At 64.4% G+C, this 13,744-nt stretch carries 13 protein-coding genes; 4 read left to right on the forward strand and 9 right to left on the reverse strand.

Annotated features, from left to right (window positions below):
• Nucleotides 1-16: 16 nt before the first annotated feature.
• Both EMB92_RS04560 and EMB92_RS04565 read right to left on the reverse strand, forming a co-directional pair.
• Nucleotides 17-685 carry a dihydrofolate reductase gene (locus EMB92_RS04560; RefSeq protein ID WP_140444471.1) on the reverse strand — a complete coding sequence of 223 codons (669 nt, stop codon included), beginning with the start codon at nt 683-685 and terminating at the stop codon, nt 17-19.
• 57 nt (nt 686-742) lie between these two features.
• Nucleotides 743-1,546, reverse strand: a complete 804-nt coding sequence (locus EMB92_RS04565; RefSeq protein WP_181162456.1) for a thymidylate synthase — start codon at nt 1,544-1,546, stop codon at nt 743-745.
• Between the two features lie 222 nt (nt 1,547-1,768).
• On the opposite strand from EMB92_RS04565, the gene EMB92_RS04570 reads away from it, so the two are divergent.
• Nucleotides 1,769-2,182: an OsmC family protein gene (locus tag EMB92_RS04570; RefSeq protein WP_043167717.1), complete on the forward strand. Its 414-nt coding sequence runs from the start codon at nt 1,769-1,771 to the stop codon at nt 2,180-2,182.
• A 140-nt stretch (nt 2,183-2,322) separates the two neighbouring features.
• Here EMB92_RS04570 and EMB92_RS04575 read toward each other — a convergent pair whose 3' ends face one another.
• The 3 genes from EMB92_RS04575 to EMB92_RS04585 all read right to left on the reverse strand — a co-directional run bounded on the left by EMB92_RS04575 (nt 2,323) and on the right by EMB92_RS04585 (nt 5,651).
• Nucleotides 2,323-3,351, reverse strand: a complete 1,029-nt coding sequence (locus EMB92_RS04575) for a universal stress protein (protein ID WP_043167715.1) — start codon at nt 3,349-3,351, stop codon at nt 2,323-2,325.
• Nucleotides 3,352-3,567: 216 nt separating this feature from the next.
• Nucleotides 3,568-4,341, reverse strand: coding sequence for a C40 family peptidase (locus EMB92_RS11850; protein WP_274518242.1), 774 nt, complete (start codon nt 4,339-4,341; stop codon nt 3,568-3,570).
• A gap of 173 nt (nt 4,342-4,514) precedes the next feature.
• A complete protein-coding gene (locus EMB92_RS04585; protein ID WP_043167714.1) occupies nt 4,515-5,651 on the reverse strand; it encodes a CHAP domain-containing protein in 1,137 nt (378 codons plus the stop codon).
• A 311-nt stretch (nt 5,652-5,962) separates the two neighbouring features.
• On the opposite strand from EMB92_RS04585, the gene serC reads away from it, so the two are divergent.
• Together serC and EMB92_RS04595 are read left to right on the forward strand one after the other, a co-directional pair.
• Nucleotides 5,963-7,111 carry a phosphoserine transaminase gene (gene serC / locus EMB92_RS04590; RefSeq protein ID WP_043167713.1) on the forward strand — a complete coding sequence of 383 codons (1,149 nt, stop codon included), beginning with the start codon at nt 5,963-5,965 and terminating at the stop codon, nt 7,109-7,111.
• Between the two features lie 52 nt (nt 7,112-7,163).
• Complete coding sequence (locus tag EMB92_RS04595; protein ID WP_043167721.1) at nt 7,164-7,418, forward strand: DUF2530 domain-containing protein; 255 nt, start codon at nt 7,164-7,166, stop codon at nt 7,416-7,418.
• Between the two features lie 42 nt (nt 7,419-7,460).
• Here EMB92_RS04595 and EMB92_RS04600 read toward each other — a convergent pair whose 3' ends face one another.
• Complete coding sequence (locus tag EMB92_RS04600; RefSeq protein WP_150393873.1) at nt 7,461-8,750, reverse strand: sensor histidine kinase; 1,290 nt, start codon at nt 8,748-8,750, stop codon at nt 7,461-7,463.
• 202 nt (nt 8,751-8,952) lie between these two features.
• On the opposite strand from EMB92_RS04600, the gene phoU reads away from it, so the two are divergent.
• On the forward strand, nt 8,953-9,633 hold the full coding sequence (phoU, locus tag EMB92_RS04605) for a phosphate signaling complex protein PhoU (protein WP_150393874.1): 681 nt from the start codon (nt 8,953-8,955) through the stop codon (nt 9,631-9,633).
• Between the two features lie 278 nt (nt 9,634-9,911).
• On the opposite strand, the gene EMB92_RS04610 is transcribed toward phoU, so the two are convergent.
• From EMB92_RS04610 to lysS, 3 genes are all read right to left on the reverse strand, one after another.
• On the reverse strand, nt 9,912-10,652 hold the full coding sequence (locus tag EMB92_RS04610) for a phosphoglyceromutase (protein WP_107042497.1): 741 nt from the start codon (nt 10,650-10,652) through the stop codon (nt 9,912-9,914).
• Between the two features lie 132 nt (nt 10,653-10,784).
• Nucleotides 10,785-11,885, reverse strand: a complete 1,101-nt coding sequence (menA, locus tag EMB92_RS04615; protein ID WP_223847564.1) for a 1,4-dihydroxy-2-naphthoate octaprenyltransferase — start codon at nt 11,883-11,885, stop codon at nt 10,785-10,787.
• Between the two features lie 117 nt (nt 11,886-12,002).
• Entirely contained in the window at nt 12,003-13,679 is a 1,677-nt protein-coding gene (gene lysS, locus EMB92_RS04620) for a lysine--tRNA ligase (protein WP_150393875.1), read from the reverse strand.
• Nucleotides 13,680-13,744: the final 65 nt, after the last annotated feature.

The following is a 13,744-nucleotide window of genomic DNA, read 5'->3' on the forward strand; positions in this document are numbered from 1 at the left end:
CTGATTCGATGTCGTGTCAGCGCGCGGCGCGCACGTACGTCAGGAAACGGTAGCGGCGGATGTCCTTGCCGTCCTTCTCCTTGTCCGGCTTGAGCCACGGGGAGCGGTCGGCGACATCCCAGTGTCCGGCCTTGGCGAGCGCGGCGATGTCCGGCGCGTACGTGTCAGCGTCCACCTTGGTGTCGAGCAGGGTGACGTACACCTTGTTCGCCTCCGGCAGCGCCTCCTCGAACAGCTGCGCCCCGCCGATCACCCAGATCTCGGAACGGTCGATGCCGTCGTCCGGGATGGCCTCCTGACGTGCCAGATCGAGCGCGTCCTCGAGGCTGTCGACGACGGTGGCCCCCGGCGCACGATACGAGGCGTCATGGGAGACGACGATGTTGTCGCGATTGCGCAGCGGGCGATACTTCGCCCCCAGCGACTCCCACGTGCGTCGACCCATGATGACCGGATGCGAGACGGTGAGTTCCTTGAAATGCTTCATATCCTCGGCCAAGTGCCAAGGCATGCCCCCGTCGAAGCCGATGGCACCCGGACGACCTTCCTTGTCGCGGGCTTCGGCCCAGATCAGGTTGATTGAGAACGTCTTGGGGAAATCGTCACCCCAGTCCTCGATCTCCTCAAGCCCGGCTTCTCCGGGCTCGGGTTCGTGATAGCCGCTTCGGCTACTGTCATGCTCCATTTCATACTCCTTGAATGCGTTTCGGCTAGCGGCAAGTTTAGTGTCACGCGGCGACCGTCAGACCGCGACGGGTGCCTTGATGGTGGGGTGATGCCGGTAATCGAGGATGTGGAAGTCCTCGTATCGGTAGTCGAAGAGCGAATCGGCCTTGTCGATCTCGATTCTCGGGTACGGGTATGGTTCGCGCGACAGCTGTTCGAGCACCTGATCGACGTGGTTGTCGTAGACATGGCAGTCGCCGCCGGTCCACACGAACTCCCCCGGTTCGAGTCCCGCCTGCTGTGCCATCATCAGGGTGAGCAGCGAGTAGGAGGCGATGTTGAACGGCACGCCGAGGAACATGTCGCACGAGCGCTGGTAGAGCTGGCAGCTCAGGCGCCCGTCGGCCACGTAGAACTGGAACAGGGCGTGGCAGGGCGGAAGTGCCATCTGCTCGACCTCGGCCGGGTTCCACGCCGTGACGACCATGCGGCGAGAATCGGGGTGATGCTTGATGAGGTCCATCACATTGGAGATCTGGTCGATCGTACGGTTCGGGTCCTCGGGCGTGGGTGCGGGCCAGCTGCGCCACTGCACGCCGTAGATCGGGCCCAAGTCGCCGTTCTCGTCGGCCCACTCGTCCCAGATGTGCACGCCCCGCTCCTGCAGCCAGCGGATGTTGCGCGATCCCTTGAGGAACCACAGCAGCTCGTAGGCGAGTCCCTTGAAGAACACGGTCTTCGTGGTGAGCAGCGGGAAGGCACCCCGGGACAGATCGAAGCGCATCTGCTGGCCGAACAGGGAGATCGTGCCGGTGCCGGTGCGATCGGACTTGAGCGTGCCTTCGGTCAGGATCCGGCGCACGAGATCCTCATAGGGCATGGGGATGTCCGTGACGGGGCGTGCGGGGATGCGGGAGCGGATGTCAGCGAGTTGTTCTTCGGTCAAAGCCATGCCCACCAGTGTAGCTGACTACCGTCATGACCGAATACGATCGCATCGGTGCCTCACGAAGCGACATATGGGCTAGATTGGGAGATATCGCGGCACGGCAGGCGCGCCGCGCGCACAATCACAATACAGACACGACAATGAGGAGTCATTATGGGCAAGCGACTGTGGGTGGAGCGCAACAAGGACGGTTCCTGGGACGCGTTCAGCGATGACGGCGCGCACATCAAGTTCGGCAAGGATCGCGGCCAGTTCACGCCCGGCGATCTGGTGAAGATCGCCCTGGCGGGCTGCGCGGCACTCTCCAGCCAGTTCGCGGTCGAGAACGCTCTGGGCGAGGGCAAGGGCGCGAAGATCGTCGTGGATGGCACGTACGACGCTGACAGCGACGCGTTCATCAACTTCAACGAGCAGGTCGTCGTGGACGCCTCCGACGCGGGTCTGAGCGACGAGGACGCCGACAAGCTCAAGGAGCGCATCACCCGCCACATCGACAAGGCGTGCACGGTCAAGCACACGTACGTGCAGGAGACGCCGGTGCGCATGGAGGTCACGGTCAAGCACTGAGTGCGGACGCGATTACCGAAACTGACGGTAAAGATAAATGGAAATGGAAAAGCTCCCCGGGTGGGGAGCTTTTCCATTTGCTTCACGGCAACGTCCCGTCAGAGGGGGCCGCGGGAGAAAGAGGGGTCAAAGGCCGCCGGTCAGTGCTCGGGATCGATGGTCTTTTCGATCTCGTTGACGACTTCGGGCTTGGCGGTGGGTACCGGGATCTCCTCGACACCGGAGATGTCGTCGAGCGGCTTCGGGGTGACCTCGGCCGGCGAGCTCGGCACGGTGTCGAGACGCGATTCTGCCGCCTCGACGTACTTGCGCGGCACGACGTAGACCGGACCGGCGGCGTGCTGGATCAGTCCCTGACTGGTGGAACCGAGCAACAGGCCGGTGAAACCGCCACGGCCGCGGGAGCCCACGACGACGACGTCATGGTCGTAGCTGGCCTTGGTGAGCGTGTCCACGGCGGAGCCGGACACGATGCGCTTCTTGATCACCAGATCGGGGTACTGCTCCTCGAGCGGCTTGACGCGGGTCTCCAGATCGTCCATGTACGACTCGTACACGGCGTCGTCGGCGCCCTTGACCTGCGGCGCGGCGGAGATCACGTCGAGTTCGGCTCCCCACGCGTGGGCGAACGACGCGGCGATGTCGAGCGCCTTCAGACCCCACTTGGATTCGTCGGAGCCGACAGCCACCTTGGTGATCGTGTTGTTCAGGTGCATCAGGTTGCCGTCGTCATCGGTGTAGGGCACGACGACGATCGGGCAGTACGCGTAGGCCGGCAGCGAGGACGAGGTGGTGCCGAGCAGTCGTTCGGCGAGTCCGCCCTTGCCGCGGTTGCCAATGACGATCAGGTTGTAGTTGCGGCTCAGCTCAACGAACACGGATGCCGGATCACCGGTCACGATGAGCGTGGCAGCCTCCACGCCCTGTTCGTCGGCGATGGCCTTGGCCTTGGAGAGGATCTCCTGCGCGTCGGAGTGGGCCGCGTTGTCGTCCCCCATCGCGGTGTAGGTGGCATCGAAGCTGACGGCGGCGTAGCTGGGCAGCGAATACGCGCAGACGATCTGCAGTGTGAGTCCCGCGTGCTTGGCGTAATTGGCCGCCCACCAGGTGGCCTTGTAGCTGGCATTCGATCCGTCAACGCCGACGAGAATCGCTTTGTCGTTGATCATGACGACCTCCTTAAGGATATATATGCGACGACGCGGTTGGCGACGTCGCCCCCTGTGATTCCCAAGAATACCCCCGGATGGGTTCGCCGTGTGTGAACAGCACGGCGGGAATCGCCCAAAACAGGAAAACGCCTCCCATCGGGAGGCGTTTCATGAAGATCAGGGCGATGTGTGCCGTCGAACTACCAGCGACCGCCAAATACGATCAGGAAGCGATCAGATAATGCGGTAGTACTCGAAGGAGGCGTACACCGGGACGATCGACACGCTCTTGCCGGGGCGCGGCGCGTGGATCATCATGTTGTTGCCCACGTAGATGCCCACGTGGCCGGGGCGCCACATGAGGTCGCCGGGCTGCGGGTTGGACACCTTGGTGCCGTTGGACTGAGCCCACACGCGCTGCTGGTTGTCGACGCGCGGCAGGCTGATGCCGAAGGCGGCGTAGACGTACTGGGTGAAGCCGGAGCAGTCGAAGCCGGAGGGCGTGGTGCCACCGTAGACATACGGCACGCCCTGGAACTGGGCGGCGTAGGAGACGACGGCCGAACCATTGGAGCTGGTCGGGGCCTCGACGGAACCAAGATCGAAGCTGGAGGCACCGGTTCCGGTGGTGGTGGAGGCGCCCAGCGAGCTACGGTTGCCGGAACGACTGGCGGAGGAGGATCCCGCCTGAGCTGCTGCCGCTGCAGCGGCTGCCGCGGCGGCAGCCTCCTGCTGGGCCTTGGCCTCGGCGTCCTTCTCGGCCTGGGACTTGGTCTTGGGCACATCGAGCGATTCGATGCCACCCCAATTGGAATCCTGCTCGACGTCGGTGGACGTCGATTCCTTGAGCAGGTTCTTGCGAGCGGCGGCGGCCTTCGGGAACGAGCGTTCGGAGGAGACGACACCGGAGGCATCGGCTGCGGTGGCGGCCGGTGCGAGCGCAATGCACGTCGTGCAGAGGGCCACGACGGCGATCACCATGGAAAGATAGTTCTTCAAGGTCTTCATCAGGGCACCACCATAGCATCGGGTGATCCCTGACCTCAACCCTGATATTGCCTCATGGTCGTCGTCGGTGACGACACGCCGGTAACCATGACGAGGATCACAGATCGACGATGACGATCCCGGACACGATGACGATCAGCGAAAGCGATCGAAAAGCGATCGAAAAAAAACGATCAGTAGTGAATGTACTGGAAGTCGGACACGTTCGTGAACGTGCGCGACATGGTCTTGCCCTGCAGGGACGAGCCGCTCTCGGACGTGGTGACGGAACCGTCCGGATTGATGCTCTCGACGATGGCGACATGGCCGTAGACGGAGTTCGCACCCTCCTGACCGGTGCGGAAGACCATGATGTCGCCGACGTGACGCGGGGTGTTGTCGACCCAGTAGCCGAGAGCCCTGGCGGAGTCCGCCCACTGCGCGCCGTTGCCGAAGTAGGAGCCGACCGGCAGGCCCAGATCGTGGCGGCGGAGGTACACCCACCACGTGCACTGGCTGAACTCGTAGGCGTTGCCCGTGTCTCCGGTGGCGTGGTTCGGGTCGAATCCGGCCGGCAGCACGCTGCTGTCGGCATCCATCAGCTTGGCCACGTTCGGGTTGTTAGCCAGCGACTTCGACATCTGCTTGACGTCCAGGGAAGCGGTGGAGTCGCTCAGCGACCACGAACCGGTGTTGGAGGTCTGCTTCGTGGTGCCGTCGGCGGTGGAGGAGGTGCCTTCGGAGGCGACCGCGGAATCGGCGGTATCGGACTTCGCGGCATCGCCCTGGGCGGCGACGGAGTCGGAATCGGCGGCGGAGTCGGCGGTCTTGTCGGAGGTGGTCGCGGACGAATCGGTGCCGGCGGTCGAAGAGGACTGCGCGGACTGGCCGTCTGCGGTGCCGACGAGCGGAACGCGCACGTCGGAGCGGGAGGCTGACGCCGTGGCGCCAAGACGCTGGATCTGCGTGGTGGTCGTGGCCGGATCATCGGCCAGCGGCAGCAGATCATCGGTGGGGTTGGCGAACGCCAGCGTGGTCGCGGCGGTGCCGGCGAGCGCGGCGAGGGACGCGGAACCCACGATGATGTTGCGGCGTTCGGCCGCACGTGCGGCCTCTCGGATGGCTCGACGCGACATCGGGGCGAGCTCGTTGAGCTTTTCGGCGACCGCCGGCTCGAGGCCGAGCACGGCGCCGTTGTTGCCTGCCATCTGCATGGCGATGACGGTCCTGCGCGAGTGGGAACCGCGAGCAGCGGTGAACAGATTACCGGAACCGGACGTACCGTTGCTTCGAATGGAAGTCTTAGCCGCCTTGTGTGCAGCATGCTTCATACAGAATCACTCCTTGCGGGCCGTTTGGGCGACCCTTAGGGGACGCCACATCACCGTCTCGATTCGACACCATACAACGCGCCCCGGTCTTTGAACAAATCCAAACGGCGCGTCAATCGTTTTACTTTGCGCTGGGGACATGCATCATCCATCCGATGTTCATCGTCGTTTTTCCAGTCGGCACAAAGGCTGAGGAGGAATGATTTCCGAAGTGACGAAGAATTTTTTCGCGTTTTCCGTCCCCCTAGGGGGAACGCCCGAAATACGGTCGGCTCTTCCCTCCATCCCCACGGTTGGCTAGGGTGGAGGGCATGTCCAATGCAGTGAAGATTCCCACCGATATGTTGCCCGAAGATGGTCGCTTCGGCTCCGGTCCAAGCAAGATCCGCCCCGAACAGGTCGCCGCGCTCGATGCTGGCGCCACCACCCTGCTGGGCACCTCACACAGGCAGACGCCGGTGCGCCAGCTCGTCGGTTCCATCCGAGAAGGGCTCGAATCGTTCTTCAAGGTGCCCGACGGATACGAGATCGCGCTCGGCAACGGAGGCGCAAGCTGCTTCTGGGAGATCGCCTGCGCCTGCCTGATCACCCGTCAGGCCGCGTTCGGCGCATACGGATCGTTCAGCTCCAAGTTCGCCGCTTCCGCATCCAAGGCGCCGTTCCTGGAGGAGCCGGTCGTCTTCAAGGGCGAACCCGGCACCTACCGTCTGCCCGAGCCCACCGAATACGCGGACGCGTACTGCTGGGCGCACAACGAGACGTCGACCGGCGTCGCGGCACCGGTGCAGCGCGTCGAGGGCAGCGCGGAGCAGGGCGCGATCACGCTGATCGACGGCACGTCGGCCGCCGGAGCCCTGCCCGTGGACGTCTCCCAGACCGACGCCTACTACTTCTCCCCGCAGAAGGCGTTCGGCTCGGATGGCGGCCTGTGGGTCGCGGTGCTCTCCCCCGCCGCCATCGAACGCGCCGCACGCGTCGAGGCGAACGTGAACCTGCCCGGCGTGAGCCGCTGGGTGCCGCCGTTCCTGTCGCTGACGAGCGCGTTGGAAAACTCCCGCAAGGACCAGACGCTGAACACGCCCGCCGTGGCCACGCTCATCATGATGGAGAACCAGGTGCGCTGGCTCAACGACAACGGCGGCATGGAATGGTCCACCGCCCGCTGCTCCAAGTCCGCCTCGCTGCTGTACACGTGGGCGGAACGCAGCGAATACGCCCGTCCGTTCGTCACCGATCCGGCCGCGCGCTCGCATTCGGTGGTCACCATTGATCTGGACGATGCGATCAGCGCGTCCGCGGTGGTGCAGGCGCTGCGCGAGAACGGCATCGTGGACACCTCCGGATACCGCAAGCTGGGCCGCAACCAGCTGCGCATCGGCGTATTCCCGTCCGTGGAACCCTCCGACGTGGTCGCGCTGACGCAGTGCATAGACTACGTTGTCGAACGACTCCAGCACTGACGGACACCGAAGGAACGAGGCCTCTACCATGACGACCAGGAAGCCATGGCGACTGCGATTCGCGCCGATCATCGACCCGTCCGTGCGCCGTCCGGCCCCCAAGCCGGTGCGTGTGGATCTTCGTACCGTATTCCTCATCGGCACCGGCCTATGGGCCATCGCCCTGATTGTGTGTCTGATCCTGGAGGCGATGTCCTTCAACGCGCAGACGGCACGGATCGTGTGCACCGCCGGCGTGATCATCGGTGTGCTCATGCTCATCTGGGAGCACTTCGACCGCTGGGACTACCGCCGACTCGGGCAGTAGCAGTAAGGCGGTAAGGCGGTCCGGGGGCAGACAGGCGGTGGTCTACCGCGCCAGGGGCAGCGACAGCGTGAACGTGCTGCCCTGCCCCGGCGCCGACCACACGGTGACGGTGCCGTGATGCGTCAGCGCCACATGCTTGACGATCGACAGGCCAAGCCCCACGCCGTCGGCGCTGCGTTCGTTCTGGTCCTTTCCACGGTAGAAACGCTCGAAGATGCGCTCCTGCTCGCTCTTGGAGATGCCCTTGCCCTGATCGAGCACTCGGATCACCGCGTATCGCCCGGAATCGTCCCTCTCGGCCGATATGCCGACATATCCGCCCTTCTTCGAGTAGATGATCGCGTTCTCGACCAGCTTCGTGACGGCCGTGCGGATCTGATCCGGCTCGCCGTTGATGACCAGCGTGCGATCGCCGTCGAGCGTCAGCCGCACGCCCGCATCCGCGGCCCGTGACTGCAGCTTCGCGGTTACGGCCTCCAACTGGCCCATCACGTTGAGCCGGTTCGCGGCCGACGGAACGATCGGCTCCTGCGCCTTGATGAGCAACAGCAGATCGGAGACCATGTGGTTGAGATGGTTGCTGGTCACGCGCACGCGCAACGCATCGGCGCGGATCCTCGACGGATCCCCGTCGTCGCGCTCGATCTCATCGGCGAGACTCGCCAGCGCCTCGGTGGGCGCGAGCAGCTGTTCGGAGACGTTGACGATGAAGGAGTCGCGGATCTGCGAGAACCGTACCGTCTCGCTCACGTCGTCGATCATCACCACGACGAACCGCTCATCGACGCGCCCGACAGTCACCTTGAGCCAGTTCGGCCTGCGCACGCCGCTCTTCGGCCCCGTCCCGGCCCCGTCGACTCCCGGAAGGGACTGGACGAAGCGTTCCGGCGTCTCGGTCTCCAGATCGAACCGACGCCTGCCGCCATGATCGCGCACCTCATGCACCGCCTCGAGGACCGACGGTTCGACGATGCTGTCGTCGCGCACGATGCCGAGCCGATACGCCTGCGGATTGGCCCGGACGACATCATCCTGACGATCGACGATCAGCGACGCGCTCGGCAGGATCGACAGCAACGACTCGGCGGACGCCTCGAGCTCATGGTCGTCGTCGACACCGGAACGCCTGCGATGATGCAGCCGCGGCAGTCGCCGGATCCCGCCACCGACCTTCCCGCCGATCCATTCGGTGATCGACACGCCTTTGAGAACACGCTCGACAAGCGGCTCGATATGGTCGAAAATGAACAGGATGATGCCGAGCACCATGGCCACGCCGAGGATGCCGAACACCGTCGAGACGATCATCGAGGGCACAGGGGAATCGTACATGTCTCCATCTTCCCACACCGGCGCAGAGGCCGGAGACGACATGCCGTGAACCTGAACTTAAGGTGAACGTTCCAGTAAACGGCCAACCAACATCAGATGGCCTTTGCGCTACGTTGTCGCAATTGCCGACACGGAATAATAGACTGAAGAGTGGTTGCTATCTGACTGAGTAATCGGAAAAGAACGAAAGGCTGAAAAGACAATGCGCGTTATCTTTAATGAGGAGCTGAAGGCCGTCGACGACGACCTCGACCGCATGGTTCAGGGCGTGCGCAAGTCCATCCGCGGAGCGGGCGATGCCCTGCTCAAGCAGGATGTCGAAGCCGCCCAGAGCGTTATCGACGGCGATATCGAACTCGACGCCCTCGAGGAGAGCGTCATCGACCAGTGCGTGAAGCTGCTTGCCAAGCAGAACCCGGTCGCCACCGATCTGCGCGTCGTGGTCTCCACGATGCGTCTGGCGAGCACCTTCGAGCGCATGGGCGACCTCGCCAAGCACGTGGCCGAGATCTCCCGCCGCACCTACCCCGCCTCCCCGCTGCCGGATTCGGCCAAGGAGACCTTCCAGCAGATGCAGGACTTCCTCGACCGCACGTCCGACGATCTGGTGAGCATGCTCGCCGACCGTGACGCCAAGACCGCCGAGCGCATCATCGCCAACGACGACAAGCTGGACGAACTGCACCACAACACCTTCGAGCTGGCTCTCGACGAGAACACCGATCTGACCCGTCAGCAGATCATCGACGTGGTCCTGATCGGCCGCTTCCTCGAGCGTCTCGGCGATCACGCCGTCTCCGCCGCCCGCCGCGTGGTGTTCATCGTCTCCGGTTTCGATCCGTCCAAGGAGCCGGCCCGCGATGAGGACGGCGCCATCGAGTGAATCTCGATTCGGTGATCCGATCTCGAGAATCCCGATAACTTAAGATTTCTCCCCACGGGGAGGCCCGAAACGACGCAATGGCCTGTTGGTCTTGCGTCGTTTTGTTTTCTCGGCTCTGTATTTCAGGCTCTCCTCGACTACCCCTCAGTCCCGCTTCGCGTGCCAGCTCCCCTGACAAGGGGAGCCAAGACATGACAAGGGGGACGTTCCACTTGGGAACGTCCCCCTTGCTTGCAGCGCGCTGTTATATTAACGGCTATATTAGCAGCGGCCTAGGCTCACTTCTGGCCCTGGGCGGCGACGGCGGCGGCACCGGCGGCGGCGGCCTCCGGGTCGAGGTACTCGCCACGCGGCTTGACCGGCTTGAAGTCCTCATCCAGCTCGTACAGCAGCGGGATGGCGGTCGGGATGTTGACCTTGGCGATCTCCTCCTCGGACAGGTTGTCGAGCATCTTGACGATGGCACGCAGCGAGTTGCCGTGAGCGGCGATCAGGACGGTCTTGCCGGCGCGGAGCTGCGGCTCGATGTCGGACTTGAAGTACGGCTCGACGCGCTTGACGACGTCGGCCAGGCACTCGGCCTCCGGAACCGGATCGCCCACGTAACGCGGGTCGTGGTTCTGGGCGTACTCGTCGTTCGGATCGATCTCGGGCGGCGGGGTCGCGTAGGAGCGACGCCACAGCATGAACTTCTCGTCGCCGTACTCCTCGCGGATCTCGGTCTTGTTCTTGCCCTGCAGAGCGCCGTAGTGACGCTCGTTGAGACGCCAGCTGCGCTCGACCGGGATCCACAGGCGATCCGCGGCGTCCAGCGCGAGGTTGGCGGTGTTGATGGCGCGACGCAGCAGGGAGGTGAAGACGATGTCCGGAAGGACGTTCTTCTCCTTGAGCAGCTCGCCACCGTGCTTGGCTTCCTCTTCACCCTTCTCGGTCAGCGGGACGTCGACCCAGCCGGTGAACTGGTTGGTTTTGTTCCATGCGCTCTGTCCGTGACGGAGCAGTACTAGTTTGTAAGTCATACGGCCAGTCTACCGCCCATGCCGCCCGGACACGAACATTCATCCCAAGTTTCTGCGCAACGTTCAGCCGACGTTTCCCGAAGAACCCAGGGAACCCACGTCTCCGACCGTCACACACCGGTCACGCACCAGTCACGCACCCATCAGGTAGAGGGATCCGAAGCCCAGCGCCAGCACCGGCGACAGCATCGACGCCATCGGCAGCGCCGACCGGTAGCGCCGACCGCGCAGGCCCCCACGCAGACGGATGCACAGCACGATCGCGACGACGAGCATCGCCGTGGACGCGGCCGCCAGGACGATATCGATCCACGACACACCCGTGCACACCGTCCGACCGTCGCCGGTCATGCCGCACATCGGGTCGGCCACCATCCATGCCACCCGGATCAGCGGATTGCGCGACATGTAGGCGAGCGCGAGCATCGCCACGGCCGCGATCGGTATGGCGGAGGCGAACGTGGTGCCGCGCTCCCGGCCCAACCGCACCATCCACGTGCGTTTGCCGTGGGCCGCGTCGTCGTCGATGTCGCGCAGGTTGTTGACGCACAGCACGCCGACCGCGACGAACCCGAGCGCGACGGCCGTCCACACCACCAGGAACGGCACTTCGTCGGACAGGGCGTAGGAGGTGCCACAGGTGGCGACGAGTCCGAAGAACACGAACACGGACACCTCGCCCCAACCGTGGTATCCGTAGGGGTGTCTGCCACCGACGTAATACCATCCGGCCGCGAGGCAGACCAGTCCCAGTGCGATGAACCACCAGTGTCCGGTCAGGACGGTGATCGCCAGTCCGCACACGCAGGCGAGCGCCGCGCTGACGCCGGCGGCGGCGAGCACATGCTTCGCCGGGACCAATCCGGAGGCGGTGAGGCGTTGCGGCTTGCCGGTGGCGGATTCCTCGCCGCCGCGCGCATCGTCCGCACCTCGTACGCCGTCCGCATAGTCGTTGGCGAAGTTGACGGCGATCTGGAGCAACAGGGCCACGCCGACGCACAGCAGCGTGACCGCGGCGTACCAGACGGGCGAGGTCAGGCATTGGCCGTAGTCGCCGTTGGGGTCGAAGGACGGCCTGCCGCCGATCACCGGGCATGGCCTGTGCAGGTAGGAGCCGCCCCATACGCCTTCGAATACGGTCGGCCACATGGCCATCGAGGCGGCCACGACCGGTGAGATGGCCAATGGCAGCGTCTTCGGGCGCGCACCCTGAATCCACAATCCCATCGTCATAGCTTTCAGTATATGGAGGGCGCGGGGCATGTGAACGAAAAAAGCGCCCCGCGGGGAACGGGGCGCTTTTGGTCTGTCGAATGGCCGGTGGCGGCTAGGATCCGCCCGGGCCAACGGTCAGCCGACGAGCGGCTTGACGAGCGGGAAGGTGATGGTCTCGCGGATCGTGGCACCGGTCAGGGCGATGAGCAGTCGGTCGATGCCCATGCCCATGCCGCCTGCCGGGGGCATGCCGACGCCGAGGGCCTCGAGGAAGTCCTCGTCGATGTCGCACGCCTCCTCGTCGCCGGCGAGCGCGTCCTTGGCCTGCGCGACGAAGCGTTCGCGCTGCACGACCGGGTCGTTGAGCTCGGAGTAGCCGGTGGCCAGCTCGAAGCCGCGCACGTAGAGGTCCCACTTCTCGACGACGCCGGGCTTGGTGCGGTGGCCCTTGACCAGCGGCGAGGTCTCGACCGGGAAGTCGCGCACGAAGGTCGGCTCGTAGAGCTTGTCCTCGTAGAAGTGCTCCCAGAGGTGTTCGACGAGCTTGCCGTGGTTCTCGACCTCGTCGCGCTCGACGCCGAGCTTGTCGGCGATCTCGCCCAGATGCTCGACGGAGGTGCCGGGGTGCTCCGGGCCGCCGTTGGGGATGATCTCCTCGCCGAGTGCCTCGGACAGGGAGTCGTACATGCTGATGGTCTTCCACTCGCCGCCGAAGTCGTATTCGGTGCCGTCGAGGAGGGTGACCTTGTGCGAGCCGTAGACGTCCATCGCGGTCTTCTGCACGAGCTCCTTGACGAGCTCGCCGATGGTGTCGTACGTGCCGTACGCCTGATAGGCCTCGACCATCGTGAATTCGGGGGCGTGGGTGGCGTCGACGCCCTCGTTGCGGAAGTCGCGGTTGATCTCGAACACGCGGTCGATGCCGCCGACGAGGCAGCGCTTGAGGAAGAGCTCCGGGGCGATGCGCAGGTAGAGGTCGAGGTCGAATGCGTTCATGTGCGTGGTGAACGGACGGGCCGCGGCGCCGCCATGGATGGTCTGCAGCATCGGAGTCTCGACCTCGAGGAAGTCGTGGCTCGCGAAGGTGTGGCGCAGGGAGGCGACGGCCTTGGAGCGGTTGCGCACCATGTTGCGGATCTTCTCGTCGGCGATCATGCCGATATACGGCTTGCGGGTGCGGGTATCCTCGTTGAGGTCCTTGTGCAGGGCGGGCAGCGGCTGGAGCGCCTTGGAGGCGATGGCCCACTCGGTGGCGAACACGGACAGCTCGCCGGTCTTGGACGCGATGACGCGGCCCTTCAGGTACAGGTGGTCGCCGAGGTCGACGAGCTGTTTGAACTGCTTCAACGAGTCGGCGCCGATCTCCTTCTTGGAGATCATGCCCTGGATCTTCGTGCCGTCGCCCGCGGCGAGCTGCACGAAGTTGAGGCCGCCGGCGTTGCGGATGAACAGGACGCGACCGGCGATGCCCACCATGTCTTCGGTCTCCTGACCGGGTTCGAGCTTGCCGTCGTACTTGGCGCGCACGCCCTCGATGGTGTCGGTGACGTCGAGGTGGACCGGGTACGGGTTGATGCCGCTTTCGAGCATCATCGCACGCTTGGCGACGCGCATCTGCACCTGCTCGGGGTGCGCGAGCGGGCCGAACTCCTTATTGGAGGGGTCGACGGCCTCGTCCAGCGTAGCGCCGCCCTTGATCTTCTCGCGGATGACCGCGTCCTGCTTGAGGAGCATCTCCGCACGTTCCACGGTGGTCATCGCGGGAACGGCGTTCTCTTCCTCATTTGCTTGGGGTTCTTGGGTTTCACACATAAACCCTCAGTGTTTATGTTTGAAACCCAAGAAACCCAAGCAAATGAGTAAGAGAACGTCGTTCC

It is taken from the genome of Bifidobacterium callitrichos (genome assembly GCF_008698085.1).
GTDB classification, from domain to species: Bacteria; Actinomycetota; Actinomycetes; order Actinomycetales; family Bifidobacteriaceae; genus Bifidobacterium; species Bifidobacterium callitrichos.

Excerpts from the sequence above, each read along its gene's own strand:
- EMB92_RS04560 (WP_140444471.1), bottom strand. The coding sequence starts at position 685 with ATGGAGCATGACAGTAGCCGAAGCGGCTATCACGAACCCGAGCCCGGA.
- EMB92_RS04565 (WP_181162456.1), bottom strand. The coding sequence starts at position 1,546 with ATGCCCTATGAGGATCTCGTGCGCCGGATCCTGACCGAAGGCACGCTC.
- EMB92_RS04570 (WP_043167717.1), top strand. The coding sequence starts at position 1,769 with ATGGGCAAGCGACTGTGGGTGGAGCGCAACAAGGACGGTTCCTGGGAC.
- EMB92_RS04575 (WP_043167715.1), bottom strand. The coding sequence starts at position 3,351 with ATGATCAACGACAAAGCGATTCTCGTCGGCGTTGACGGATCGAATGCC.
- EMB92_RS11850 (WP_274518242.1), bottom strand. The coding sequence starts at position 4,341 with ATGAAGACCTTGAAGAACTATCTTTCCATGGTGATCGCCGTCGTGGCC.
- EMB92_RS04585 (WP_043167714.1), bottom strand. The coding sequence starts at position 5,651 with ATGAAGCATGCTGCACACAAGGCGGCTAAGACTTCCATTCGAAGCAAC.
- serC (WP_043167713.1), top strand. The coding sequence starts at position 5,963 with ATGTCCAATGCAGTGAAGATTCCCACCGATATGTTGCCCGAAGATGGT.
- EMB92_RS04600 (WP_150393873.1), bottom strand. The coding sequence starts at position 8,750 with ATGTACGATTCCCCTGTGCCCTCGATGATCGTCTCGACGGTGTTCGGC.
- phoU (WP_150393874.1), top strand. The coding sequence starts at position 8,953 with ATGCGCGTTATCTTTAATGAGGAGCTGAAGGCCGTCGACGACGACCTC.
- EMB92_RS04610 (WP_107042497.1), bottom strand. The coding sequence starts at position 10,652 with ATGACTTACAAACTAGTACTGCTCCGTCACGGACAGAGCGCATGGAAC.
- menA (WP_223847564.1), bottom strand. The coding sequence starts at position 11,885 with ATGACGATGGGATTGTGGATTCAGGGTGCGCGCCCGAAGACGCTGCCA.
- lysS (WP_150393875.1), bottom strand. The coding sequence starts at position 13,679 with ATGTGTGAAACCCAAGAACCCCAAGCAAATGAGGAAGAGAACGCCGTT.